The organism is Saccharomonospora marina XMU15 (assembly GCF_000244955.1).
GTDB classification, from domain to species: Bacteria; Actinomycetota; Actinomycetes; order Mycobacteriales; family Pseudonocardiaceae; genus Saccharomonospora_A; species Saccharomonospora_A marina.
On record NZ_CM001439.1, the window covers coordinates 5,056,901 to 5,080,824 of the forward strand.

The window sequence follows — 23,924 nt, forward strand, 5'->3', positions numbered from 1 at the left end:
CGCGACAAAAAATGTGATCCGGCTCCGCATGGCGGGCTTTCGAGCCTGCCGGGAATCCGTGACGGGACTATGCTCGCCCACATGCCATGGGCGGTCGAGACAGACGGCGCCGAGGGCCGCCTGCGCCAGATCGAGGCGGTCACCGACACGGCGCTTGCCCACCTCAGCGTGGAGGAGCTGCTGCAGGAGCTGCTGAACCGGGTGTGCGACGCCCTCGATGCCGACACCGCCACCGTGCTGCTTGTCGATGCCGACGGCCAGCAACTGCTCGCGACGGCATCCTGCGGCATAGAGGAAGAAGTACACCAGGGCTTTCGCGTTCCCATCGGCGAGGGGTTCGCCGGAAAGATCGCCGCCGAGCGCAAGCCCCTCGTCCTGGAACACATCGATCCGGACACCGTCGTCAACCCGTTACTGTGGGACAAGGGCCTGGTTTCACTGGCCGGTGTGCCCCTGCTCGCCGAGGGGGAACTGATCGGCGTGCTGCATGTCGGCACACTACGGGCAAGGACGTTCACCGACGAGGATGTGAGACTGCTGCGACTTGTGGCCGACCGCATCGCGCTCGCCGCGAAGACGCGGATCTTGCAGGCGGAGCGGGCCGCCGCCTCGGCACTGCAACGGTCCCTGCTGCCGGGCCGACTTCCTGATGTCTCCGGGCTGGAGTTCTGCTCGCGATACGTGCCTGGTGAGGACGTCGGGGTGAGCGGCGACTGGTACGACGCCTTCACGCTGCCGTCGGGTTGGCTGTGCATCGCGATCGGGGACGTGGTGGGCAAGGGTTTGCCCGCGGCGACGGTGATGAGTCGGATGCGCACAGCTACCCGTTCCTACGCTCTCGAAGCGAGCGACCCCGCCGACGTGCTCTCCAGGCTCGACCGCCACATGCGCCATTTCGAGCCGGACTCGATGGCCACGATCGCCTACGCCATGTGGGAACCGTCACTGGAGCGCATGCACCTGTCGCTGGCAGGGCATCTCGCTCCCGTGCTGGCCGTGCCCGGCGAGGAGTCGACGATGCCGGAAGTGCCCGTCGACCCGCCCATCGGCGCGGGCTTTCCGACGTATCACCGCCGCACCACGATCATCGACATCCCCTACGGCACGACGGTCTGTTTCTACACCGACGGTCTGGTGGAGCGAAGGGACCGGCCACTGGACGACGGCCTCCGGCTGCTGCGGCAACACGTCCGAGCGGGGCCCGCACAGGCGACGTGTGCGAGGGTGCTGAGCGGGCTCGTCGGTAACCGGCCCGCTACCGACGACATCGCCGTACTCGCGATGCGCAGGCAGGACCTGCACGACGTGCGTCGGACGGAACTCGAACTGGACGCGGTGCCGGAGTCGCTGGCGGAGTTGCGCACGGCGCTTCGCAGGTGGCTGCCGACTGTGGGCGCCTCCGAGGACGACGTTTCCGACCTGCTGGTGGCGGCCGGGGAAGCGGCTGCCAACGTGATCGAGCACGCCTACGGGCCCGGTGGCGGCAAGTACACGGTGTGCTCGGACTACCGTGACGGCGAGGTCCGCATCACGATCAGCGACACCGGTACCTGGCGTTCACCGAGAGGCGCGCACCGGGGACGCGGCACCGAGCTGATGCGCCAGCTCTGCGACGAGGTGTCGGTGCTGCACCACGACGGCGCGGGCACGGACGTCTACCTGGCCAAGCGTCTTCACGGAGCTGACTCGCAATGACGAACGCCCGTGTTCGGGCACACACCCGTGATGCCACGGTCGACATCGTGATCGACGGCGAGGTGGATCTGGCGAACGCCGACGCGGTGCAGCAGGAGGTGTTCGCGGCCGTAAGCAACCGGCTGGCGGGCGTTTGCATCGACCTCAGCGGTCTCACCTATATCGACAGCGCGGGCCTTCGCATCCTGTTCGCGCTCGCCGAGCGGCTACGGCTGCTGCAAACGGAGTGCACCGTGATCGCTCCGTACGGTTCACCTGTCCGCCGCGTGATCGAGCTTTCCGGCCTTGCCTCCGTGGTCGACGTGCGTACCTGACAGCGCGCGGGCCCGTCGGGACCGGCTTGAGAGGTCCTGGATGGACTCCTGCCGCGCGCTAGCTCCACCGGCGCACGGCGCAGCCGGGCCGCACCCGCGAATGTTATTCTCCTACGTGACGAACGTCAAACAGATGACTGGATCAGGGCACCGGGCGCGCGACGGAACCGAGACCGGTGTCATGCGACATTTGACCTACGATCGACACAGCAGTGGCGCGTTACCCGACCACGGGGGAGGGCGGATGGATTCGCAGGGCACGGCGGACGAGGCCGGATCAACCGCTACGCCGTGGCAGCGGCCGCAGGCACTGCTGCTCAACTTCTTCGCCGCTCACCTGCTGGGCCGCGACGAAGCCGTCTACTCGGCCAGCCTCATCGACGTGCTCGCCAAGGTGGGTGTCGGTGAACACGCCGCCCGCTCGACCCTTTCCAGGATGACCCGCCGCGGGTTGCTGCAGCGCCACCGCAGCGGCAAGCGCGTGTATCTCGGGCTCACCGAGTACACCGCCAGCGTTCTCCAGGAGGGCGGTACCCGCGTCAGGCAGGCGGTGAACCGGGAGTGGGACGGGCACTGGACGGTACTCGGTTTCTCGCTACCGGAGACCCGCAGGTCCGACCGTCACCTGCTGCGCTCACGGCTGGCCTGGGCCGGTTTCGGCCCGCTGCAGAACGGCCTGTGGATCACGCCGAGGGAGGTCGACCTCGACCAGCTGCTCGAGGGACTCGACGTGGCCGACCACGTCAAGGCGTTCCGTGCCACCACCCTTCATCCCACGGACATCCAGGAGATGATCGCCGAGACGTGGGATTTGGAGGAACTCGCCGAGGGCTACCGCGGTTTCCTGCGGCGCTGGGACATCGCCGACCCGATGGCCTCGGCACAGGACGTGCTGCCGCAGCAGTTGCTCATGCACACCCAATGGACCCTGCTGCTGCGTAAGGACCCCGGCCTTCCGGTGGAGCACCTGCCGAGCGACTGGCCCGCCGTGCGCGCAGAGCACGTGTTCCTGCGGATGCGTTCGGTGTTAGCACCACAGGCCGAGCGTGAAGTGGACGCGATCGTGGAACGCATTTCGCTGCCCGCGCGCGATGCGACCGACCCGAGAGACCGCCAGGGCAAGCGAACCGCGTAGCGGCCGCGGATCGTGGCGTTTCGGCTCGGAGAGCTGGTCGTGCGCCACGATCGTCGGCCCGTGCCCGGGGCCTGCCCAGTCGGAGTGGCCGAGGTCGGCGCCCCTCGAACCGTCACAGGCCATCGACCCCGAGGGCGGACGTCGCTGTCACGGTTGCCCTGCTCGGTGTTCGCTAGGCCTGGGCCGCGAGCCCGAACAGCCTGACCGCGTTCTCCTTGAGGATCAGCGGGCGGACCTCTTCCCGGATGTCAATCTTGTCGAAGTCCCGCAGCCAGCGCTCCGGCGTGATGACCGGATAGTCGGAGCCGAACAGCATCTTGTGCCGTAGCAAGGTGTTCGCGTACTGCACGAGCTGCGGCGCGAAGTACTTCGGCGACCATCCTGACAGGTCGATGTGGACGTTTGGCTTGTGCAGTGCCACCGAAAGCGCCTCGTCCTGCCACGGGAACGAAGGATGGGCCAGGATGATCGGCATGTCGGGGAAGTCCACCGCGACGTCGTCGACGTGCATCGGGTTGGAGTACTTCAACCGGATTCCCCCACCGCCGCGCGTGTTGGCTCCGACGCCGGTATGTCCACTGTGGAAGAGCGCGATCCGGCCGTGCTCCGCGATCACCTCGTACAGCCGGTAGGCATCGGGATCGTTCGGGTAGAAAGCCTGGGTATTCGGATGGAACTTGAACCCCTTCACGCCGTACTCGGTGATGAGCCGCCGCGCCATCGCCACTCCCTCCGCGCCACGCGCGGGGTCGATGCTGGCGAACGGGATGAGCACGTCGGAGTTCTCCGCCGCGAGCTCGGCCACCTCCTCGTTGCTGACGGCGCCTTCCTTGTCCGCGGAGTCCACACCGAACACCACGGCGGCCATCCCCCGCTCGCGGTAGTAGTTCGCGATGTCGCGTGTGTTGTTCGGTCGCACGTCGTCGTTGCGGAAGTACTCGGCCATCTCCTTCATGGCCTCCTCGTTCACCGCCGACCCGTGGACCGAGGCGTGCACGTGAACATGGACGTCGATCGCGGTGACAGCGGAGACGTCGATCCCCGGCTCGGTGTACACCGTCATTGCGGTCCTCCAACCATTGCCGACTTGTAGTGCTGCGACTGGGCTAACCGGCGTCGATGCGGACATCGCCGCGACGTCGGCGGGCGCCCCACCGCCGGTATGCACGGCGGTGACCACCTCGGTGGGGTGCCACCACAGCAAGAGGCGCTCGCCGCGCGCGCCGATGCACCGGCCGGTGACACCGGACGCGGCTTCGGCAGGCCGGGCAGACCACCACGGGCGCGGCGGCCGGGAAACAGCCGAGGCCGCCTGCCAACCCGTCGGGCACCGGTCGCCCCGGCTCCACAGCCTCCGCCGCGACCTTCTCCACGACCTTCTCCACGGCCTCCCGGACGTGCTCGCCGGTGGTGTCGCGAAGCGTTCGGTCGCCGAGCACACCCGCACCGGTGCACATCGGCTCCGGCCTGCCGAACTCGCGCACGGCCCGGTCGGCGGACGCCACATTGCCGACGTCGGCGGTCGGCGACCGCCACACCGCCCGCCGCCTCGACGAAATCGACCGTCTCCGCGGCGACCTCGGCGTAGCCGAGGGCGGCGTCAACGGCATCGACAACCGAAGCTCCCGATGTGGCAAGCGCTACCGCGTACGCCCGGCCCGGCCCCCTGCCCCCGCCGGTGACCACGGCCGCCTTACCTTCGAGCATCGCCACCTCTCCCATCACCGCACGACCCGGCTGACGTTAGCCATACTTGTGACGATCGTCAACGAGTTGTGGAACAGGTCGGTTTCCCCGACCGGCGGCACGGCTCGCCACCGAGCCCCCACCCCGGCTCGGTAGCGTCGGGCACATGCGCAGGAACACGCTCGTCGCGGGCGTCGCGGTGATCGTCGTGGTGTGGATCGTGGTCGTCACCGTGCTGATCGCGAGGCAGCCCGAACCCGGTGTGGCCACACCGGCGCAGCTACGCCAGGAACTGGAACTCGCGCTCGACTCTCGAGACGTCGAGCGGTTCGCGCGGCTAACGGCATACCCACCGGGAGAGCTCGACGAGTTCGCGTCCGCGTACCTGGACGAGTTCCGGCGGGCGGGAGCCCACGACGTGACGGTGACCCTGCGTCCGAACGACCAACGGCCCACCGTCGCCACCGTCAGCGGCAAGCGAGCGCGAGGGGCCCCGTTCTCCTACGACATCGCGGTCGGCGAAGCCGGTGGGCGCTGGCGTATCGAGTTCACTCCGCCGCTGTGAACATCGCAGCGTAGCGGGACATGCGCGCGACGTAGCCGGCCGGTTCATGTCGGTGGCTGGAGGAGAATGAAGCCGTGGAGAAAGTCGCGAACTCGATACTCACCGGCACGAACGGCCGCGAACTCGACGAAGAGTTCCTCCGGCAGGCCAACCCGCTGCGCCGTGAACTGCTGGCGCACTGCTACCGGATGCTCGGCTCGGCGCACGACGCCGAGGACCTGGTGCAGGAGACCTACCTGCGGGCTTGGCGGGCATACGACCGCTTCGAAGGCCGGTCCTCGCTGCGCACCTGGTTGCACCGCATCGCCACCACGGCATGCCTGACAGCGCTGGAGACCCGCGGCCGCAGGCCGATGCCTACCGGACTCGGCAGTACCAGCGCCGACCCTTCCGCCGACCTCGCCGAGCGCACGGACGTGCCGTGGCTGCAGCCGCTACCGGACGCCGAGGGCGACTCCACGTCCGACCCGGCCTCGATCGTCGCCGCGAAGGAGGGGGTGCGGCTGGCGCTCGTCGCCGCCCTGCAGCACCTGCCGCCACGACAGCGCGCGGTGCTCATCCTGCGGGACGTGCTGAAGTGGAAGGCATCGGAGGTGGCCGAGGCGGTCGGCACCACGACGGCGGCGGTCAACAGCACCCTGCAACGGGCAAGGGCGCAACTGGCCAAGGTGTCACCGAGGCCGGACGAGGTCGCCGAACCTACGGAGAGCGAGCAGCGCGAACTACTGGATCGCTACCTGAGCGCGTTCGAACGCAAGGACGTCAATGCCCTGGTGCGGCTGTTCACCGACGACATCGTCTGGGAGATGCCGCCGTACGCCGCGTGGTACCGAGGCAGCGCCGACGTCGCACGCCACCTCGCCGACCGCTGCCCCGCGCGGCCCGGTGGCGTGTTGCTTGTCCCGGTGCGGGGCAACTCCCAGCCGGGGTTCGCGCAGTACCTGCTGGACCCGGCCGACGGCACCTACCGGGCGTTCACCCTGCAGTTGCTGACCCTCACCACCGAGGGGATCAGCCACGTCGCCAACTTCATGGACACCGAGGTCTTCGAACTCTTCGGCCTGCCACTGACCCGCGAGTCCCCCGTTCCCGCCCGCGAGTCCCCCGCTCCCGCCCGCGAGTCCCCCGCTCCCGCCCGCGAGTTCTGCGCTCCCGACCCCGAGGAACCCCGAACTTTCTAGGCAGATCTTTGACAGCCGTCACGACGTTGACTAGCTTCTCCCCGGCGGCGACGTGGCCGCGCGAGGATCGGAGGGCTCGTGACTGGTTCGTCGACGCCGGCTGCCGACCATCGGACCCGGCTGGTGCTGCTCGGCACCGCGGGCGGTCCCGGCTGGCACGCGGCGGGTGGTGCGGGCATCTCCTCCGCACTCGCGGTCGGTGACCGCTACTACCTGATCGACGCGGGTCACGGCGTGGCGAGACAGCTGCGGCTCAGCGGCCTCGGCTCGCCCGGCCGCACCGGCCCGCTCGACGCGTTGCGGGGCATCTTCATCACCCACCTGCACTCCGACCACGTCGTCGATCTGAACAACCTGCTCAACCCGGGCCTGTTCAACGGGCTCGACGCCATCGAAGACGGGCCGCTCGTGGTCTGGGGGCCGGGCAACCGTGGCGTGCTACCACCCGCGTTCGGTTCCGGCGAGGAACCCCCCGTTGTCGCGGCTGACAACCCGACACCGGGCATGCGGGAAACCGTCGAGTTGCTAACGAGGGCGTTCGCTACCGACTTCAACGACCGCGCCCGCGACAACCGCAGGAAGGTTCCCTCGCAACTGTTCGAGGGCCGCGACGTTCCGGTGCCGCCGCAGTTCCTCTCCGACCCCAACGGCGACCCGGCACCTCGGATGCGCCCGTTCACCTTCTTCGAGGACGACCACGTGCGGGTCTCGGGCACCCTCGTCGACCACGCGCCGGTGTTTCCCGCGCTCGCGTTCCGTTTCGACACCGACGACGGCTCGGTCGTCTTCTCCGGCGACACCTGCCCGTGCGACAACCTGGTGGAGCTGGCCACGGACGCCGACGTGCTGGTGCACGAGGTCATCGACGGTGTGGCCATCGAACGCGCGGCACCCGAGCGACGCACCCCGGAGCAGGAGGCGGTGCTGCGCCACGTGCTTGGCGCGCACACCACCATCGAGCAGGTCGGCCCGCTCGCCGAGCGAGCGGGAGTGCGGACGCTGGTACTCAACCACTTCGTCCCCGTGTCCACCCCACCGTCGCGGTGGTTGGACGCCGGCCGCGGCTACTCCGGCCGGGTGGTGGTTGGCCGGGACCTGGAACAGCTCGGAGTCGGCAAGTGACTCAGTCGCCCCGCAACTGCGGAACGCGGTCCGCGTAGCGCGCCATCAGTTCGGCGTTGCGCTCGTCACCACCGGGCACGTTCGCACTGGTCCACAGTGGTAGCTCGACGTCGTGCTTTCGCGCCAGCTCGGCCACCTCCGCCAGCAGGCTCGCCCACAGGTAGGCGGCAAGCACCGTGGACACCGCCGCCGTGCGTGGCCGCTCGGCAGGCCACACCACGTCCCCGGCGGGCACACCCGTGTCGAGCACCACCGTGGCGTGCTCGGCCAGCCGGGTGCCGCTGCGGTCGGCGGCCGCAGCCGAGGCAGCAGCCGAGGTCACGGCCATCACCGGCACCCCGCGTGCCGACGCCTCCTGTGCGATCTCCACCGGGTAAGGATTGCGTCCGCTCGTGGAGAACACGACCACCAGATCGGTTGGCGCCGGATCGGCCGCCGCCAGCACGGCCCGGCCTCGCCCCGGCTCCCGCTCGGCGGCCGAGCTACGCGCCGCGCCGGAAAGCGGCAACACCTCCTGATCCCACAGCGGTCGCACGGCGGCGAGGCCGCCCGCGCGGTAGAACGTCTCGCACACCATCGAAAGCGAGTGCCCGGCTCCGGCCGTGAGCACGATCCCGTCGCGCCGCACGCAGTCCAGCACAAGGCGGGCGGCTCGCCCCAGTTCGGCCTCCCGCGCGTCGATCCCGTCGAGCAGCGCTCGAACCCGCTGGCGCATCGGCGCGACTCCTTTCCGGAAGCAGGCGCAACAATGTGGACAGTGTAGGGTGCAGCAACCGCGCTACTTATTCAGTCCAATCCGCACCGGCCGGTAGGTGTTGAGAACGTTGCCCGACGCGAACGCGGTGCTGCCGAGCAGGCTCAGTCCGATCCGTGCCGTCTCGCCGTCGAAAACCGGGTTGCCCGCACCGAGCAACACCGGCATCACCATCAGCCGAAGCTCGTCGAGCAGGCCCCGGCGCAGCAGCCAGCGGGTCAGCGTCGCGCTCCCGAAAACCGCGACACAGCCGTCGCTGCTGTGCTTCAGCTTGCCGATCTCCGTGGCGACGTCGGTGGACACCACCCGGGTGTCGGCCCATTCGGCCCGCGTGAGCGTGCCGGAGACCACCACCTTCGGCAGCGCGTTCATCCGTTCCGCGACCTCCGGATCGCTGGCTGCGGCCTGCCGCGTCGGCCAGTACGCGGCCATCATCTCGTAGGTGACGCGGCCGAACATCAGCGTCGTCGTCTCGGCCAGCTGGCGCAGCGAGAACTCCGTGAACTCCTCGTCGACGTTGTGCCAGTCGATTTCCCTGCCCGGTCCCTCGTGATATCCGTCCACCGTCGTGGCGATGAACGAGAACAGTGAACCCATCTTCGCTCCGTTTTCCGTCCGTGCCCTCGTGCGACAGTGTTGACCGCCGCGGACCCGAGAACTCGTCGGTCACAGCCCGGGTAGCGTTCCGTGCACCAGCTCACCCGCCACGAACGTCGCCAGCACCTCGATGTCGGCGAGCTTGGAACTGGCGACCGTGGTCGGGTCCTCGGCGAGCAGTACAAGATCGGCCAACGTGCCGCGGGCGAGCTTGCCCCTGCGGTGTTCCTGGTGGGATGCGTACGCGGCATGCGTGGTGTAGGCACGCAGCGCCTCCTTGGCGCCAACGCGCTCCTGCGCGCCGAGTTCGATGCCCGCCTTGGTCCTGCGCTCCACCATCGACCGCATTCCCGACAGTGGCGCGCCCGTGCCGACGCACGGGCGATCGGAGCTACCGGGGACGCGCAATCCAGCTTCCAGGAAGGACCGGTGCCGGTACAGCCACGGCACCCGCTGCGGCCCAACCGACTCCGCCATCGTGTCGCCGATCTCGTGCAGAAACCGCGCCTGCGGCACGGGAACGACACCGAGCCGCGCCATGCGGGGCAACTGGTCGGGCCGCACCATCCCGGCATGCTCGATGCGGTGCCGCACGCCGGGCCGTGGCAGCGCGCGCTGTGCCTCCTCCAGCGTGTCGAGAGTGAGGTCGATCGCGCGGTCGCCGATGGCGTGTGCGGCGATGCGCCAGCCGCTGCGGTGCGCGGCGAGCATGCGGGAGCGCAACACCTCGGGGTCGTCGCCGAGCACGCCGAGTCCACCGTGGCCGATGAACGGCTCGGTCACCGCCGCCGTTCTGCTGCTGAGCGCGCCGTCGGTGAAGATCTTCATCGGTCCGATGCGCAGTAGGTCGTCACCGAACCCCGGCCGCAGCCCCAGATCCAGGCCGACGGTGTCGCCGGGCAACGGGTGCAACACCTCGCTCGCGGGCATCAGCTCCACCCGAAGGCTCAGCTCACCGCGCTGCCGCGCCAACTGGTACGCCGATACCTCCGCAGGGCTGTGGCCGATCCAGCCGCCGCCGACCCCGGCCTCGGTGACGTGGGTGAGCCCTTCGGCCACGTAGCGGCGAGCCGCCCGCGCCACCGCCGCGGCCAACTCCTCCACCGGGTAGGGCTTCACCAGGCCGTCGACGAGTTGCTGTGCCTGCTCGGCGAGCAGCCCCGTTGGCTCTCCCGACTCGTCCCTGCCGACCACCCCCGCCTCCGGCACGGTCGCGGTGCCGTCGAGCACGCCGGTCTCGGCGAGGATCGCGCTGCTCACCACGCACATGTGGGCCGAGCGGTGCTTGAGCCACACCGCTCGCCCGCCGCCCGAGTTGTCCAACGCCGCCCTGCTCGGATGGCCACCGAGTACGAAATCGTCGTAGCCGGATCCGATCACCCAGCCGTCGGAGGGCAACGCGGCGGCACGGCGCGCCACCAGGTCGTACACCTGCTCCAGGCTGGTGCACGCCGACAGGTCCAGTTCCGCGAGCGACAGTCCGTACCACACCATGTGGTTGTGCGCGTCGGCGAAACCGGGCGTGAGTACCGCCCCGCCGCCGCTGACCACCCGCCGCGCGGGCAGGTCCGCGACCTGCTCGTCGAGTCCGACGATCCGGCCGTCGAACACCCCGACCGCGTGGGCCACCGGCCGCCGCTCGGTCATGGTCAGGGCATGTACGTCACGCAGCAGCAGGTCAAGCACGGCGGTTCTCCTCCGGTCGGCTGCTCCCACGATCACCCGAAGGTGACGCTCCTCTCAAGCCTCGAGGCGAAGGATTAGCGCGGGTGCGGGCGGGGGTAAACGGGCGTAGACCGCTTCGGTGCCCCACTGCTCGGAGGCGGTTCAGAATCCCAGGCTGTGCGAACGCGGCCTGGGTTTCGCCCATTTCGCCTTCCTTCTGTGGACTTCTGCTCGCCCGGTGACCTAACGTCAACCGTCTGCCTCACCAACAGCGGGCGAGGAGTCACGATGCGTAGTGCGGCGTGGTTCGGCGCGAAGGGCCGGTCCGGGATGATCTACCGGTCCTGGATGCGCAACCAGGGCTTCGGCCCCGAGGTGTTCGACGGCCGGGCCGTCATCGGCATCGCCACCAGCGCCTCCGAACTCGCGCCCTGCAACGCCCACCTGCACCGCGTCGCCGACGCCGTGAAGCGCGGGGTGTGGCAGGCGGGAGGCTTCCCACTGGAGTTCCCCACGATGGCCACCGGTGAGACGCTGATGCGGCCCACCGCGATGCTCTACCGCAACCTCATGGCCATGGAGGTCGAAGAGCTGATCAGGGCCAACCCGCTCGACGGCGTCGTGCTGCTCTCCGGCTGCGACAAGACCACCCCGGCCATGCTGATGGGCGCCGCGAGCGCGGACCTTCCGGCGATCATGGTGACGGGCGGCCCGATGCTCAACGGCAAGTACCGGGGGCGCGACGTCGGCTCGGGGACCGCGGTGTGGCGGTTCGAGGAAGACCTCAAGGCGGGCAGGATGACGCAGGAGGAGTGCTTCTTCGCCGAAGGCTGCATGGCGCGCTCAAACGGGCACTGCATGACCATGGGCACCGCCTCGACGATGGCCTGCCTGGCGGAGGCGCTCGGTATGCAGTTGCCCGGTTCGGCGACCTGGCCCGCGGTGGACGCGCGCCGGTTCAGTACCGCCGAGCAGGCGGGGCGGCGCGTTGTCGAACTCGTCGCCGAAGACCTGCGGCCTTCGATGGTGCTCACCAGGCAGGCGTTCGAGAACGCGATCAGAACCAACGCCGCGATCGGCGGCTCCACCAACGCGATCGTGCACCTGCTGGCGCTGGCGGGGCGGGTGGACGTGGAACTCGACCTCGACGACTTCGACCGGCTCGCGGCGGAGGTGCCCACGCTGGTCAACCTGATGCCCAGCGGCAGCTTCCTGATGGAGGACTTCTGCTACGCGGGCGGGCTTCCCGTGGTGCTTCGCCAACTCGCCGATGCCGGGCTGCTGCACGGCGAACAGGTCACCGTCACCGGCAAGCCGATCGCCGACGTGGTGGCGCAGGCCGAGTGCTGGAACCGCGACGTCATCACCACCTTCGAGGAACCGTTCCAGCCTCCGGGTACGGGCACGGCCGTGCTGCGGGGCAACCTGTGCCCGCGAGGAGCCGTGCTCAAGCAGTCGGCGGCCTCTCCAGAGTTGCTGGTGCACCGTGGCAGGGCGCTGGTGTTCGACTCCGTGGAGGACTACCACGCGGTCTGCGACGACCCGGACCTCGACGTCGACGCCGGCACGGTGCTGGTGATCAGGGGAGCCGGACCCAAGGGCTATCCCGGCATGCCCGAGGTGTCCAACGTGCCGCTGCCTGCGAAGCTGCTCGCGGCCGGAGTCCGCGACATGGTGCGGATCTGCGACGGGAGGATGAGCGGCACCGGGTACGGCACGGTGGTGCTGCACGTGGCGCCCGAGTCGGCTCTCGGTGGTCCACTCGCGCTGGTCCACACCGGCGACTGGATCGAACTCGACGTGCCGTCGCGGCGGCTGACGTTGCAGGTGGACGACACCGAACTGCGGCGGCGCGAGGCTGGGCTGCGGCCGAGCCCGCCCGCGTACACCAGCGGCTATGCCTGGCTCTACACCGAGCACGTGCTGCAGGCCGATCAGGGAGCCGACTTCGACTTCCTTCGCGGCTCGCGCGGCCACGAGGTGCCCCGCGAATCGCACTGACCGGCTCGAGGGTGGACCGCGCCGCGCCGGTACCGGCCGATACGCTGGGTCCCGATCTCGCCCGCTCACACAGAGAGGCCGAAGCGCCGTGCGCCGCAAAGTCGCCCTCCTGCTCGTAGCGCTCGCCGCTGCCGCCGTCGCGGGCTGCACGGCGGACACCGGCGGCGATGTCGACCTCGGCCCGGTCGCGTTCACCAACACGGTGGTGCTGGAACCGTTCACCGAAAGCGGCGATGTCGCCGAGTGGGTCAGCGTCGACGACACGCTGACCGCGTCCTGCAAGCCCTCGCTGTTCGACAAGGGCAACCTCAACGCGCGGCTGTGTTTCACGGGGGAGACGACGACGGCGCTCGACCCGTGTTTCGTGCCGACGGAAGGGGAACAGACCAAGGCGGTCTGCCTGCCCGATCCCTCCGGCCGCAACGCGATCCAACTCGACGTCACCGACCAGAAACCACCGAAGCCGAACAGGGCGGACAACGCGCTGCCGTGGTTCGTCGAACTGCGGGACGGGGCCCGCTGCGAAGTGGTCGGCGATGTCGGCGTGACGCTGGAAGGGTTGCCGATGACCTACGGCTGCGACGACGGCAGCTTCCTCTACGGGCCTCCTGACTCCGCCGACGAGGTCTGGCTCGTGCGGCAGCAGGCGAAGGGCGCCGAGCGGACGCGCCAGGTGCCGGTGCGCACGGCCTGGTGGTGACCGCTGTCAGCGCACCAGGAACTGCTCGGCGAGCAGGAAGCCCGCCAATCCCACCAGTAGCACCGAGAACGATCGCTGTAGCAGTCGATTCGACACCTTGCGTGCGCCCCGCTCCCCGATGAAGGCGCCTATGACCCCCGCCGCGGCGAACGGCAGCACCACCTGCCACTGCACTTCCAGGTTCCCGCCGAGCCGCACCAGCAGTGACACGGCCGAGTTGATCGCTATGACGACGAGGGACGTCCCGACGGCGGGCGCCATCTCCATCCCGAGGCCGAGTACCAGCGCGGGAACCGCCACGAATCCTCCGCCGACGCCGAAAAGCCCGGTCAGCACGCCGATCAGCGTGCCGACGGCCAGCGCCCGCAGCAGCGTCGACCACAGCGACCTGCTCCGGGGACGGCGCCGCCGCAGTTTCGACCGCCCTGCCTCCCGCCACATGGTCGCGGCGGCGACCAGCACCAGTATCGCGAACCCGGTGAGCAGCACCTGCCTGCTGATCCGCTCGGCGAGCAGTGAGCCGCCGATCGCGCCCGCGATGCCTGCCAGGCCTACGCCGACGCCGGTTCGCCAGTCGACGTGTCCGGCGCCCGCGTGTGAGGCGACCCCTGCCACGCTGGTCGCGAGCACGATGAGCAGGGAGCCGGTGGTCGCGTGCACCGGGTCCTGCCCGAGCAGGTAGATCAGCGCGGGCACCGCCAGTACGGAGCCTCCGCCGCCGAGCGCACCGAGCACCAGCCCCACCAGGAGGCCGAGCGGAAGGGCCAGCAGGGACACGGTCAGCGCGCTCGCTCGTGCGCTCGGGTGGCTGGTGGCGCACACGGTTGGCGTGCTGACCTCTGGTGCATGGCGTCTCCGGATCGATCCGAGCGGGCGGGAACGCGGAACTCGCAGGCGAGAACGCGCAACTCGCGGGCGAGAGCGGGGGACTCGCGGGCAGGAACGGGGGACTCGCCGGTCAGGTCACCGGTACTCCGGCGTTTTCGGCCTCGGAGTAGTCGCCGTTGATGTGCACGACGCTGTGACCGTCACTTTCCAGCAGGCTCGCCGCCACCGCCGAGCGGTATCCGGATCCGCAGTGGACCCACAACCGCCTGCCGTGCTCCAGTTCGTCCATCCGGGACAGCAGTTCGTGCAGCGGGATGTGGATGGCCCCCTCGACGTGCTGCGACTTGAACTCCTCCGCCCGGCGCACGTCGAGCACGGTCGGCGGGTTTCCCCTGGCGAACTCGTCGGCCACCTCCTCCCAGCCGACGCTGGGGAACGACGACCGTGGGTGATCGCTCGCCAGCCCGGAAGCCGGGTCGCCGACGGCGACATCCGGCCGGTCGATGCCTATCCGTGCGAGGTCACGGATGGCGGCCCGCACCTCACCGCCGGGACCCACGAGTGTCAGCGGCTCGCCCCACGGCACCGTCCAGCCGAGAAAGGTGGTGAAGTGCTTGCCGTCGCCGTACTCGAAGCTGACCGTGCCCGCGAGATGCTTGTTCGCGAACGCCACCCGATTGCGCAGATCCACAACCCACTCGCCCGCGATGATCCGCTCGCGCAGTGTCGCGGCGTCGACCGGTTCCGGCACGGTCAGCTCCGGCACTCCGGGACCGTCCTTGTTGAGCGGTGCCATGTGGGCGTAGTAGGCCGGGTAGTCGGTGAGGTTGGCGATCAACTGCTCGACGAAGCGCTCCTCGTCGTGCTCGGTGAGCGCGTGGTTGTGCTCGCGCTGCTCGCCGACCGTGGAGATGTCCGTCTCGGCAGCGGGGCCCGAGGAGCAGAAGCTGCCGAAGCCATGTGTGGGATACAGGGCCGCCTCCGGCCGCGCCTGCTCGGTGAGTTCGCGGGCGGAGCGGTACTGGGCGCGGGTCAACTCGGCGGTCTTGTCGGGATCGACGAGGTCGGTGCGGCCCACGGAGCCGTACAGCAGGCTGCCACCGGAGAAGACGGCCTGCTCGGCGCCGTCCTCGACGAGGTAGGAGACGTGGTGCTCGGTGTGGCCGGGGGTGGCGACGGCACGCACCGAAAGCCCGCCGACGTCGAGCCGCTCGCCGGGTCGCACCGGCCGGTGGTCGAACCGCACGCCCTCCCCCTCGGCCACCAGGTACGTCGCGCCGTGCCGCCGGGCCAGTTCCGCTCCGCCGGTGACGTAGTCGTTGTGCAGGTGGGTCTCGGCGACGTGGGTGATCCGCAGCCGCCGTTCGGCGACCAGTGCCTCCACCCGGTCGATGTCGCGCTGCGGGTCGACCACCAGCGCGACCTCCCCGTCGTGCACCACGTAACTGCGATCCCCGAGCGCGTCGGTCTTGATCACCTCGACTTGCACCACGAGCCTCCCGTTTCGTCGGTGTGCGGCCTGCGCCCGGTTCGGCTCCCACCCCGCCTCGATGTGGCGCACCGCCGTCATGGCCTCCGCAACCGTGGGTCGTACCACCGCCGACCGGGTCGCAAACCAGGCCAGGTCCGCGCGTCGCCGAGATCGGCCGCTTCACCCTCGGGGTATGAAGGTGGCATGGAAGCAGACACATGGGACGAGCGTTACCGGGCCGAGCCGCACCCGTGGGGCCCGCAGCCCGCGGCCACGATCCGCGCCCGCCTCGAGGATGCGACCCCGGGATACGCGATCGACCTCGGCTGCGGCGACGGCAGGCACGCACGGTGGCTGTACTCGCGGGGCTGGCAGGTCACGGCCGTGGACTTCTCGCGGGTGGCGCTGGAAGCGGCGCGGGCGAAGGAGTACGGCTCGGATATCGACTGGCAACTGGGCGACGTCACGACGTGGCGGCCGCAGCGGCTCGGCGTGGATCTCGTGCTCGTAGGGTTCCTGCAGATCGACGTCGACCGGCTCGGCTCGGCTCTGCGCAGGGCGGGCGGCTGGCTCGGCGAAGGCGGGCGGCTGCTCTACCTCGGCCACGCCAGGGAGAACCACGAGCGCGGGGTCGGCGGCCCGCCGAACCCACGCGTGCTGCCCGGTGTGGCGGACCTGGCCTTGGCCGCCGAGGGCCTGCGGGTGGATTCGCTGCACCACGTGCTGCGCGACACCGGCAACGGGACGGCCATCGACGTGGTGCTCGACGCGCGCACGTGGTGATCAGTCAGGCGGCACCCGATCCAGGCGTCGGGAGCGTGACCGCAGCAACCGCACCACGAGCACGAGCAGCGCGAGACCGACCAGCACCAGCAACAGCACTGCGTTGGAGACACCGCCGGTGAGGTCCTGCAGCCACGCCTGTAGCGAGAACTGGGTGTCGACGCTGGTGAACCCACCGAGGTTGGCGGTGCCGTCGGTGAGCAGGAACAGCAGCCCGATACCGACGAACAGGATGCCGGACACCAGGTTGGTGCTGTGCGTCCGCAGCCGCCCGAGCCGGATCTCCCGCCCGCGCAACCAGGTCTTCCTGCCCAGGTCGAAGCGATCCCACAGCAGTGCGAGCGCGAACAGCGGAGCTGCCATGCCCAGCGCGTACAGCGCGAGCAGCGTCGCGCCGTAGCCGGGCTGTCCGCCCGCCGCCGACACGGTGAGCACGCTGCCGAGCAGCGGCCCGGAACAGAATCCCGCGAGCGCGTAGACGGTGCCGAGTGCGAACACCGAAGCACCCGAGGACAGCTTGATCTTCGCCGCGGCCCGTCCCGCCGAAGTCAGCCCGAATCCGATACCCGCGATCATGGCGAGGCCGAGCGCGATCAGCACGGCACCACCGACGGTCGTGGTGACATCGCGGTAGCGGGTGAGGAGTGAGCCGACGGCGGCCACGCCCGCGCCGAGCGGCACCAGCACCACCAGCAGGCCCGCGTAGAACGCCACCGTGCGCCTGGCGAGCGCGCCGACGCCGTCGAACGCGTAGGCGAAGAACGACGGCAGCAGCAGCGCCGAGCAGGGACTCACCAGTGACAGCAGTCCGCCGAGGAAGGCGCCGAGTAGCCCGACCTCGATCATGACTTGGCGGCGGCGGCCTCGTCGATGGCCGAGGTGAACACCTCGAGCGGCTGGGCACCGAGCACCGGGTTCCCGTTGATGACGAAGGTCGGAGTGCTGGACACCCCGAGCGCGGTGGCCTCGTCGATGTCGGTCTTGATCGCGGCGTCGAATCGGGTCTGGCTCAGCGCGGCCGTGAACCGGTCCAGGTCAGCCACCCCGGCTTCGCGCGCGAATCCGCGCAGCGCCTCCGGGGTCAGATCCGGGTGGCCGGTCGTTGGTGAGGCCGCGTAGAGCGCGTGGTTGAACTCCCAGAACCTGCCCTGCTCGGCGGCAGCTCTGCCGGCTCGCGCGGCGACGAGGGATTCCTCGCCGAAGATCGGAAGGTCGCGCCACTCGATGCGCAGCACACCGGGCTCCACGTAGCGCTCGAGCAGTTCCGGCTCGGTGTCGCGGCTGAACTTGGCGCAGAACGGGCACCGGTAGTCCGAATACATGACCATTGTCACCGGCGCGTCCGCCCTGCCCACGGCCATCGGGTCGCCATCGGCTCGGCGGGCGAGTGTGTCCAGCGGACCCGTCTGGCCGGTTTCGGTGCTCGACTGCGACTGTTGCGTCGCCATGCCCTCACCGGACGGTTTGGTGGCGAAGTAGGTGATGAGACCCGTGGCGACCAGCACGAGAACGACGACGAGGACGACGTCGCGCTTTGCCGTGGACGCCGAGCGCGTACCTGGCATCGGCACTCCAACTCGATCGAAGCTTTAACTACTAGAGGCCATAGTAATGAAGTCTTCGATCGACGTCCCACGCCCACTACTATCTTCTTTAGTATTGCGCGTTGGAACCCGTGGACCGAGCACGACTGGAGCAGACGTGGTGACGATCGAACCGGCCCGGCGGGCGAAATGGCATCGCCTCGGCAAGGCCACGCTGCTGGCGGCGCTGGCGCTCGTGCTGGTCGGCGTGCCGACCGACATCATCGCCAACCCGGTGTTCTCTCGCGAGGTCCCGGTCAGGTGGTGGGAGTATCCGGTGCTGGCGGCGACCGTGCTGCTCACCTGGTCCTGGTTCGCCATCCAGGCACCGCCGCCGCAGGAGCGGGAGTCACGGCGACCGCTGGCGGGTGTGGTGCTGTCGGTGTTCGCGGTCGGCTGCCCGGTGTGCAACAAGCTGGTGTTGCTGGCACTCGGCACCTCGGGTGCGCTTGGCATCTGGGCACCCGTGCAGCCCTTCCTCGCGCTCATCTCGATCGGCCTGCTCGGCGCGGCCGTCGCGCAACGCTGGCGGCGCCGAGACTGCGGCGACCGCTGCGGGGTACCCGAGGTGTCTCAGCCGGCCACCCCGAGGCAGTAGAGCGCCACGGCCAGCCCCGTCGCTGCCACCACGGCGAGCGCTGGCAGCGCGGCCAGCACCGCAGCCAGCGCGTAGTCGAGCCGGACCGGCAGCCTCCGAACCGCCCCGCCTTCGTGGGACAACCACGCCAGCCGCACCTCGACGGCCTCGCGCGACATCGCCAGCGCGGCCTGCGGCGCACCGGAGGTGCTGACCGCGAGCAGCGCTGCGCGCACCGGATCGGGCCCGTGACGGCGGGCCGCCGCGGCATCGGCGGCCAACTCAACCAGCACCCGCACGGTCGCGGGCGCCCTTCGGCACAGCGGCACGAACGGCAGCGCGGCGGCGAGCACCTCGGCGGCCAGCACCAGCAGGTGGTGACGACCTCGCAGATGTGCCCGCTCGTGTGCCAGCACCGCCTCCCGCTCGCCGTCGGTGAGCTTGTGAAGCCCTGCGGTCGCCACGATCGCTCCACGGCGGCCGCCGATGCTGTATGCGACGGGAGCAGCCTCCTCCAGCCAGATCACCGAACTGTCGCAACGGCACACCATGCGCAACAGGGTCAGATGCCTTCGCCGCCACCGCCGCTGCCCGCGCAACCTGCGCACGGCCACGAGCGCGGTCCAACCGAGCAACCCGGCCAGCACGGCCGCGAGGCCGAGTGCGGCCACGTGCCCCCACGTCACGTCGCCACCCGCGCGAACGGCATTCAGGCAGCTCTCGGTCACCCCGATCATGCGGTCGAAATCCGTCGAGCCAGGCAGGACCAGCAGCACCGCGGCGGCGGCGATCGCCAACAGCATCGTGACGGCGGAGGCCACCCAACCCGCGAGCGCGAGCCCCGGACGCAGACCCGGCGTCACGGCCAGCGACAAGTAGCGGGGCGCCACCCAGCCGATCATCGCGGCCGCGAGCAGCAGGCCGAGCGCCAAGGTCATCGTGACCGGTCCCTGCGCAGTGCCCGCCGCAGGATGTCGGACTCCTCCGGGGTCGCCGAGCGCGCGAAGTGCAGCAGCACCTGTTCGGTGTCGCCGCTGGCCTCCAGCACCTCACGCAGCAGCCGCGCGCCGACCTCCTCCCGCGATTCGGCGGCGGTGTACTCGTAGGCGCGGCCCGCTCGCTGCCTGCGGGCGTAGCCCTTGCCGTGCAGGTTGTCCAGCACCGTCATGACCGTCGTGTAGGCGAGCGGGCGCTCGGTGTCCAGTCGCTGTAACACGTCACGTACGCGCAGTGGTTGCGTCACCGACCACAACACGTCCATGACCCTGGCCTCGAGCTCACCGAGTCCTCGCATGCGGACCACCTTTCCAGCCTCGGCCGATGATAGTTGCCGCTCGCACGTGCCGGACGCAAGTGAGGCGCCCACGCGGGCGCTGGGCCGTTCGGCAACTTCGATGCCTGCGAACGGAGCAGCGCCGCGGCTTTCGGATCGCCGAAATGACCAACTCGTTACGCGCAAGCGCGCGGCCTGTGATCTTCGTTCGAGCCGAAAGCCTCGGCGCGAGTCTTGCCTTGTCCGCGCGCCATCCGGCAAAGTGGCTCGCGCAAACGTGAACGGGCGGTCGGGGGCTCGGAGGTTGATGCCGCTTTCGCACGGGAGGTCGGCTCACGTGCACAGGCTCCAGGAGGAACGGTGGCTCTGACCCCAGGCGATGTGCGGGAAGCCAGATTCAAGGACGCGCAGGGCGGCAGGCCGGGCTACGACAAGCACGAGGTGGACGTCTTCCTCCATCGGGTCGCCGCGACACTCGCCGGAAGGGACTCGCTGACCGCCGAGGACGTGCTCGGCTTCACCCCGCCGAAACGCGCCGATGGCGGTTACGCGGTGTACGCCGTGGACGCCTTCTTCGCCGAGGTCGCGCTGACCCTGATGGAGCGCAGCACGGCCGTGCCCGCCGCCGAACGCGGCCCCGCGGTCCCGGTGGCACACCCGGCCCCACCCGCGCACGCCCACTACCCGGCCCCACCCGCGCACGCGAACTACCCGGCGCCGCCCACCGCCCCCGTGCCGCCACGGCAGCCGCCGCACGGCAACGCCGTTCCCAGGCCACGCCCACCGGTCTCCACCCGACCGCAGCAGGCCAACGGGCACGTGCTGGCGGCACCACCACCGGCGCCCGCATCGCACCCCCGGCCGCCGCGACACGAGGCACCTGCCGCACCGCAGGAACCCGCACCGGCGCAGGTCTACGACGAGGACGAGGTGCACGCCTTCCTCGCCAGGATCGAGGCGACGGTAGCGGGCAGGGACCGCGTCACCGCGCAGGATGTGCTCGCGGCCCGGTTCAACCCGCCGCCTCCCGGCAAGCGCGGTTACCGGGAGACCGAGTTCCTCTACCTGGTGGCCGAGAGCCTGAAGAACGTCGAGGGCGGGCCTGCCAAGGCGCTGCGGGCGGTACAGGCGGCCGCACCCGCGGCACCTCCCGCGCCTGCCGCCACGGCCGCGCCTCCCGTCCCTACCGCGCCTCCCGTCCCTGCCGCGCCTGCCGCACCCTCGGTCCCGGCCGCACCACGGCTGTCCGCCGAGGAGATCCACAACGTCCGCTTCCACCAGACCCCACCCGACGAACTCGGTTACTCCGAGGACGAGGTCGATGCGTTCCTCGACCGGGTGGAGGCCACGCTGGAGGGTGAGGACGTGCTCACCATCGAGGACGTGCGGCAGGTCAGGTTCGGCGAAGTGCTCGGTGGCTACGACCAGGACGAGGTCGACACCCTGCTGGACCTGATCGAGTACAGCCTCGACGGCTGAGGCGGCTCAGCCCGCCGCGAGACTTCGCAGTTCGGCGAGTTCGGCGGTCTGGCCGTCCACCGCGTTCTGAGCGAACAGCTTGGCGAGCGAGTCCACACCGTCTCGCAGTTCGAGTTCGGCGATCTCCACGGCACCCTCGTGGTGCTCGGTCATCAACCGCAGCCACTCCCGGTCGAACTCCGCACCGGAAGCCTGCTCCAGCCCCTGCAACTCCTCCTCCGAGAGCAACCCGAAGTCGCCGTGGCCGATGCTGTCGCCGTGGTCGGGTGGCGCCACCGGCTCACCCCAGCCCTGCAACAGCGCCATGAGCTGCTTCATCTCCGGACCGCGCGCGTCGTGGATGCGCCGAGCCAGCGCTGTCACCTCGGGGTCGGCCGACCGTTCGAACGCCAGTCGTGAGATCACCACGGCCTGCTCGTGGTGCGGGAGCAGCCGCTGCGCGAACTTGACGTCATCGGCGTTGTGCTCGCTCGGCGCGGCTTGGTCGCTGGCGGCGGTGCTCGCGGGGGCGCCTGCGGCAGGTGCGCTGCTCTTCGGCGCGGCGGTTCCTTCGACGTCGCCGCCGCAGCCGGACACCAGGCCGATCACGGCGGCGGCACATGCCCCTAGCAGGTACTTCTTCGAACCCATCCGATTCCTCTCGGTCGTGTCGCCTGCCGGTACCACGGCCAGGGCATCATAAGCGGTTTCCACCTGGGCGAAACCGGCACCGAACGCGCGGTCGCGCACGACTGGGCAAAAAGGACGACCAGGCACGCAACGGGACGGTGCGGCAGGAGCATCGTGGCGGCGACCATCACCCGTCAGCATGGCCTGATTACGCGCGGAAATGCATGGGCCCCCGCCACCACTCACACTCGGCGCTATCCGGTGATTCAGCCACAACATCAGCGCACGCAACGTGATCTTTTTTGCGTGATCCAACAGAAAGGAGATGCCCGTGCGATTCCGTCAAGCCACCGCCGTACTGGTACTCGCGGCAGGAGCGAGCCTGCCGATGGCAGGTGTCGCCTCGGCCCAGGACGACAAGGACTGCGGCGACTTCGCGACACAGCAGGAGGCGATGGAGGCCCACGAGCAGCTCGACCCCGAGGATGCCTGGGAACTCGACCGTGACAAGGACGGCAAGCCGTGCGAGACACTTCCGGTCGCCCCGCCGCACGAAACGTCGGAGTCGGAGGCGCCCCCGGCTCCGCCCGCGCGACCGGGCGCGGACGGGCAGGTGCACAGGGTGCCGATGGGTGGCGTGGACACCGGTGACGGCTCGGCGGCCGGGGACGACTCCGCGGCGATGCCCATCCTGCTCGGCGTAGCCGGTCTCGGAGCGGCGACGGCGACCGCTGCGTTCACCGCGCGGCGGGCACGCAGGTCCGAGCAGCGCTGATCGCTCTCGCCCGGCGCCGTGCGGGCCTGGACCGGCGGCGCCGGGCGAGCACCAGGCGCGGTGGGTCAACGCGGGGCGGGACCGGTAGAGGCGCGGATCTCCAGGTGGGACGGCAACACCACCTGCGAGCCCGACCGCGACCGCCGGACACCGTCGCGCACGCCCAGCAGTAGATCCACCGCTATCCGGCCCGCCTCCTCGAACTGCCCGGCGAGCGTGGTGAGCGACGGGGAGCAGAAATCCGCACCGAAGATGTCGTCGTAGCCGACCACGCTGATGTCGTCGGGCACCCGAACCCCTCGATCGGCGAACCGCCGCAACATGCCGATCGCCAGTAGATCGTTGTGGGCGATGGCGGCGGTGGCGCCCTTGCCGAAGGCGGCATCCGCCGCGGCGGCGCCCCCACGGACCGCGGGCGGGAACGGGCCGAGCCGCTCCGCCGCCATGTCGAACTGGCGCGCTGTCGCCCTGATCACCTGCCATCGCTTCGCCGCGAGCCATGACCTTCGCGGACCCGCCAGGTAGACCACCGACGTGTGCCCCAACGAGGCAAGGTGCTCGATGATCTGCCTGGTGCCGTCCTCGTGGTCGACGATCGCGCTCGGCACGCCGTCCACCTGCCTGCTGACCAGGGTCAACCGGTGCCTGCTCGCCAGTTCCTTGATCCGGCTGTCCGACATCCGGCTGGCGGCGACGACGAACCCGTCCACCGACCCGCTCAGCCGCTCGATGTTGCCGGACTCCAGATCTGGTGACTCCTCGGTGTCGCCGAGGATCAGCGTGCAACCGGCCGCGCGGGTCTGCTGCTCGGCTCCGCGGATGATGCCGAAGAAGTGCGGGTTGGTGACGTCGGAGACGAACAGCGCCACCGTCTGGGTGCGTCCGGACGGCAGTGCCCTCGCGATCGGGTTCGCCCGGTACCCCAGCCGCGTCGCCACCGCCAGCACGTGCTCGCGCGTCCGCGCGTTCACGCGGTCAGGCCTCGCCAGTGCCCGCGACACCGTTGATGCCGCCACCCCGGCCTCTTTGGCGACGTCGTAAATGGTCGGTCGCTTCCCGTCATCGTCGAGCACGTCGCAACACTAGCCCGCTGTGGCAACAAATGGCAACCGCTTGCCATCCGGTTGTCGT

Annotated in this window: 25 protein-coding genes; 12 read left to right on the plus strand and 13 right to left on the minus strand. The window is 69.9% G+C overall.

Going from position 1 to position 23,924, the window contains the following annotated elements:
- The first annotated feature begins 81 nt into the window (after positions 1-81).
- The 3 genes from SACMADRAFT_RS23865 to SACMADRAFT_RS23875 all read left to right on the plus strand — a co-directional run bounded on the left by SACMADRAFT_RS23865 (position 82) and on the right by SACMADRAFT_RS23875 (position 3,144).
- Positions 82-1,695: an ATP-binding SpoIIE family protein phosphatase gene (locus SACMADRAFT_RS23865; protein WP_040925862.1), complete on the plus strand. Its 1,614-nt coding sequence runs from the start codon at positions 82-84 to the stop codon at positions 1,693-1,695.
- On the plus strand, positions 1,692-2,009 hold the full coding sequence (locus SACMADRAFT_RS23870; protein ID WP_009156430.1) for an STAS domain-containing protein: 318 nt from the start codon (positions 1,692-1,694) through the stop codon (positions 2,007-2,009). The genes SACMADRAFT_RS23865 and SACMADRAFT_RS23870 overlap by 4 nt, the downstream gene beginning before the upstream one ends.
- 244 nt (positions 2,010-2,253) lie before the next feature.
- A complete protein-coding gene (locus tag SACMADRAFT_RS23875) occupies positions 2,254-3,144 on the plus strand; it encodes a PaaX family transcriptional regulator (protein ID WP_009156431.1) in 891 nt (296 codons plus the stop codon).
- Positions 3,145-3,316: 172 nt separating this feature from the next.
- Here SACMADRAFT_RS23875 and SACMADRAFT_RS23880 read toward each other — a convergent pair whose 3' ends face one another.
- Together SACMADRAFT_RS23880 and SACMADRAFT_RS23885 are read right to left on the minus strand one after the other, a co-directional pair.
- A complete protein-coding gene (locus SACMADRAFT_RS23880) occupies positions 3,317-4,207 on the minus strand; it encodes a 4-hydroxyphenyl-beta-ketoacyl-CoA hydrolase (protein WP_009156433.1) in 891 nt (296 codons plus the stop codon).
- Positions 4,208-4,250: 43 nt separating this feature from the next.
- Positions 4,251-4,682 (minus strand): hypothetical protein, encoded by a 432-nt coding sequence (locus tag SACMADRAFT_RS23885; RefSeq protein ID WP_040925863.1) that lies wholly within the window; start codon positions 4,680-4,682, stop codon positions 4,251-4,253.
- A 314-nt stretch (positions 4,683-4,996) separates the two neighbouring features.
- On the opposite strand from SACMADRAFT_RS23885, the gene SACMADRAFT_RS23890 reads away from it, so the two are divergent.
- The 3 genes from SACMADRAFT_RS23890 to SACMADRAFT_RS23900 all read left to right on the plus strand — a co-directional run bounded on the left by SACMADRAFT_RS23890 (position 4,997) and on the right by SACMADRAFT_RS23900 (position 7,698).
- The gene (locus SACMADRAFT_RS23890) at positions 4,997-5,395 is read left to right on the plus strand and encodes a hypothetical protein (protein ID WP_009156435.1); all 399 of its coding nucleotides are present in this window, start codon (positions 4,997-4,999) and stop codon (positions 5,393-5,395) included.
- A gap of 74 nt (positions 5,396-5,469) precedes the next feature.
- Entirely contained in the window at positions 5,470-6,576 is a 1,107-nt protein-coding gene (locus SACMADRAFT_RS23895; protein WP_009156436.1) for a sigma-70 family RNA polymerase sigma factor, read from the plus strand.
- A gap of 78 nt (positions 6,577-6,654) precedes the next feature.
- A complete protein-coding gene (locus SACMADRAFT_RS23900) occupies positions 6,655-7,698 on the plus strand; it encodes an MBL fold metallo-hydrolase (RefSeq protein ID WP_009156437.1) in 1,044 nt (347 codons plus the stop codon).
- 1 nt (position 7,699) lies between these two features.
- Here SACMADRAFT_RS23900 and SACMADRAFT_RS23905 read toward each other — a convergent pair whose 3' ends face one another.
- From SACMADRAFT_RS23905 to SACMADRAFT_RS23915, 3 genes are all read right to left on the minus strand, one after another.
- On the minus strand, positions 7,700-8,413 hold the full coding sequence (locus SACMADRAFT_RS23905; RefSeq protein WP_009156438.1) for an SIS domain-containing protein: 714 nt from the start codon (positions 8,411-8,413) through the stop codon (positions 7,700-7,702).
- Between the two features lie 63 nt (positions 8,414-8,476).
- The gene (locus tag SACMADRAFT_RS23910; protein ID WP_009156439.1) at positions 8,477-9,049 is read right to left on the minus strand and encodes a dihydrofolate reductase family protein; all 573 of its coding nucleotides are present in this window, start codon (positions 9,047-9,049) and stop codon (positions 8,477-8,479) included.
- Positions 9,050-9,118: 69 nt separating this feature from the next.
- Positions 9,119-10,735: an amidohydrolase gene (locus SACMADRAFT_RS23915; protein ID WP_009156440.1), complete on the minus strand. Its 1,617-nt coding sequence runs from the start codon at positions 10,733-10,735 to the stop codon at positions 9,119-9,121.
- A 267-nt stretch (positions 10,736-11,002) separates the two neighbouring features.
- On the opposite strand from SACMADRAFT_RS23915, the gene SACMADRAFT_RS23920 reads away from it, so the two are divergent.
- Together SACMADRAFT_RS23920 and SACMADRAFT_RS23925 are read left to right on the plus strand one after the other, a co-directional pair.
- The gene (locus SACMADRAFT_RS23920) at positions 11,003-12,715 is read left to right on the plus strand and encodes an IlvD/Edd family dehydratase (RefSeq protein WP_009156441.1); all 1,713 of its coding nucleotides are present in this window, start codon (positions 11,003-11,005) and stop codon (positions 12,713-12,715) included.
- Positions 12,716-12,803: 88 nt separating this feature from the next.
- Entirely contained in the window at positions 12,804-13,415 is a 612-nt protein-coding gene (locus tag SACMADRAFT_RS23925) for a hypothetical protein (RefSeq protein WP_009156442.1), read from the plus strand.
- A 6-nt stretch (positions 13,416-13,421) separates the two neighbouring features.
- On the opposite strand, the gene SACMADRAFT_RS23930 is transcribed toward SACMADRAFT_RS23925, so the two are convergent.
- Both SACMADRAFT_RS23930 and SACMADRAFT_RS23935 read right to left on the minus strand, forming a co-directional pair.
- The gene (locus tag SACMADRAFT_RS23930; RefSeq protein WP_009156443.1) at positions 13,422-14,192 is read right to left on the minus strand and encodes a sulfite exporter TauE/SafE family protein; all 771 of its coding nucleotides are present in this window, start codon (positions 14,190-14,192) and stop codon (positions 13,422-13,424) included.
- Between the two features lie 181 nt (positions 14,193-14,373).
- Entirely contained in the window at positions 14,374-15,813 is a 1,440-nt protein-coding gene (locus tag SACMADRAFT_RS23935; protein WP_332307173.1) for an MBL fold metallo-hydrolase, read from the minus strand.
- A gap of 105 nt (positions 15,814-15,918) precedes the next feature.
- Between SACMADRAFT_RS23935 and SACMADRAFT_RS23940 the strand changes: the two genes are divergently transcribed.
- Positions 15,919-16,497, plus strand: a complete 579-nt coding sequence (locus SACMADRAFT_RS23940; protein ID WP_009156445.1) for a class I SAM-dependent methyltransferase — start codon at positions 15,919-15,921, stop codon at positions 16,495-16,497.
- Here SACMADRAFT_RS23940 and SACMADRAFT_RS23945 read toward each other — a convergent pair whose 3' ends face one another.
- Positions 16,498-17,343 (minus strand): cytochrome c biogenesis CcdA family protein, encoded by an 846-nt coding sequence (locus SACMADRAFT_RS23945; protein WP_009156446.1) that lies wholly within the window; start codon positions 17,341-17,343, stop codon positions 16,498-16,500.
- Complete coding sequence (locus tag SACMADRAFT_RS23950; RefSeq protein ID WP_009156447.1) at positions 17,340-18,062, minus strand: DsbA family protein; 723 nt, start codon at positions 18,060-18,062, stop codon at positions 17,340-17,342. The genes SACMADRAFT_RS23945 and SACMADRAFT_RS23950 overlap by 4 nt, the downstream gene beginning before the upstream one ends.
- A 136-nt stretch (positions 18,063-18,198) precedes the next feature.
- Between SACMADRAFT_RS23950 and SACMADRAFT_RS23955 the strand changes: the two genes are divergently transcribed.
- On the plus strand, positions 18,199-18,678 hold the full coding sequence (locus SACMADRAFT_RS23955) for a hypothetical protein (protein WP_009156448.1): 480 nt from the start codon (positions 18,199-18,201) through the stop codon (positions 18,676-18,678).
- Here SACMADRAFT_RS23955 and SACMADRAFT_RS23960 read toward each other — a convergent pair.
- A complete protein-coding gene (locus SACMADRAFT_RS23960) occupies positions 18,654-19,595 on the minus strand; it encodes a M56 family metallopeptidase (protein WP_009156449.1) in 942 nt (313 codons plus the stop codon). The genes SACMADRAFT_RS23955 and SACMADRAFT_RS23960 overlap by 25 nt on opposite strands.
- Positions 19,592-19,951, minus strand: a complete 360-nt coding sequence (locus tag SACMADRAFT_RS23965; protein ID WP_009156450.1) for a BlaI/MecI/CopY family transcriptional regulator — start codon at positions 19,949-19,951, stop codon at positions 19,592-19,594. The genes SACMADRAFT_RS23960 and SACMADRAFT_RS23965 overlap by 4 nt, the downstream gene beginning before the upstream one ends.
- A 339-nt stretch (positions 19,952-20,290) precedes the next feature.
- Here SACMADRAFT_RS23965 and SACMADRAFT_RS28705 point away from each other — a divergent pair, with 339 nt between their 5' ends.
- On the plus strand, positions 20,291-21,409 hold the full coding sequence (locus SACMADRAFT_RS28705; RefSeq protein ID WP_009156451.1) for a DivIVA domain-containing protein: 1,119 nt from the start codon (positions 20,291-20,293) through the stop codon (positions 21,407-21,409).
- A gap of 6 nt (positions 21,410-21,415) precedes the next feature.
- Here SACMADRAFT_RS28705 and SACMADRAFT_RS23980 read toward each other — a convergent pair whose 3' ends face one another.
- Entirely contained in the window at positions 21,416-22,039 is a 624-nt protein-coding gene (locus tag SACMADRAFT_RS23980; protein ID WP_040926773.1) for a DUF305 domain-containing protein, read from the minus strand.
- 310 nt (positions 22,040-22,349) lie between these two features.
- Here SACMADRAFT_RS23980 and SACMADRAFT_RS23985 point away from each other — a divergent pair, with 310 nt between their 5' ends.
- Positions 22,350-22,793, plus strand: a complete 444-nt coding sequence (locus SACMADRAFT_RS23985; protein WP_009156453.1) for an excalibur calcium-binding domain-containing protein — start codon at positions 22,350-22,352, stop codon at positions 22,791-22,793.
- Positions 22,794-22,858: 65 nt separating this feature from the next.
- Here SACMADRAFT_RS23985 and SACMADRAFT_RS23990 read toward each other — a convergent pair whose 3' ends face one another.
- A complete protein-coding gene (locus SACMADRAFT_RS23990) occupies positions 22,859-23,866 on the minus strand; it encodes a LacI family DNA-binding transcriptional regulator (protein WP_009156454.1) in 1,008 nt (335 codons plus the stop codon).
- Positions 23,867-23,924: the final 58 nt, after the last annotated feature.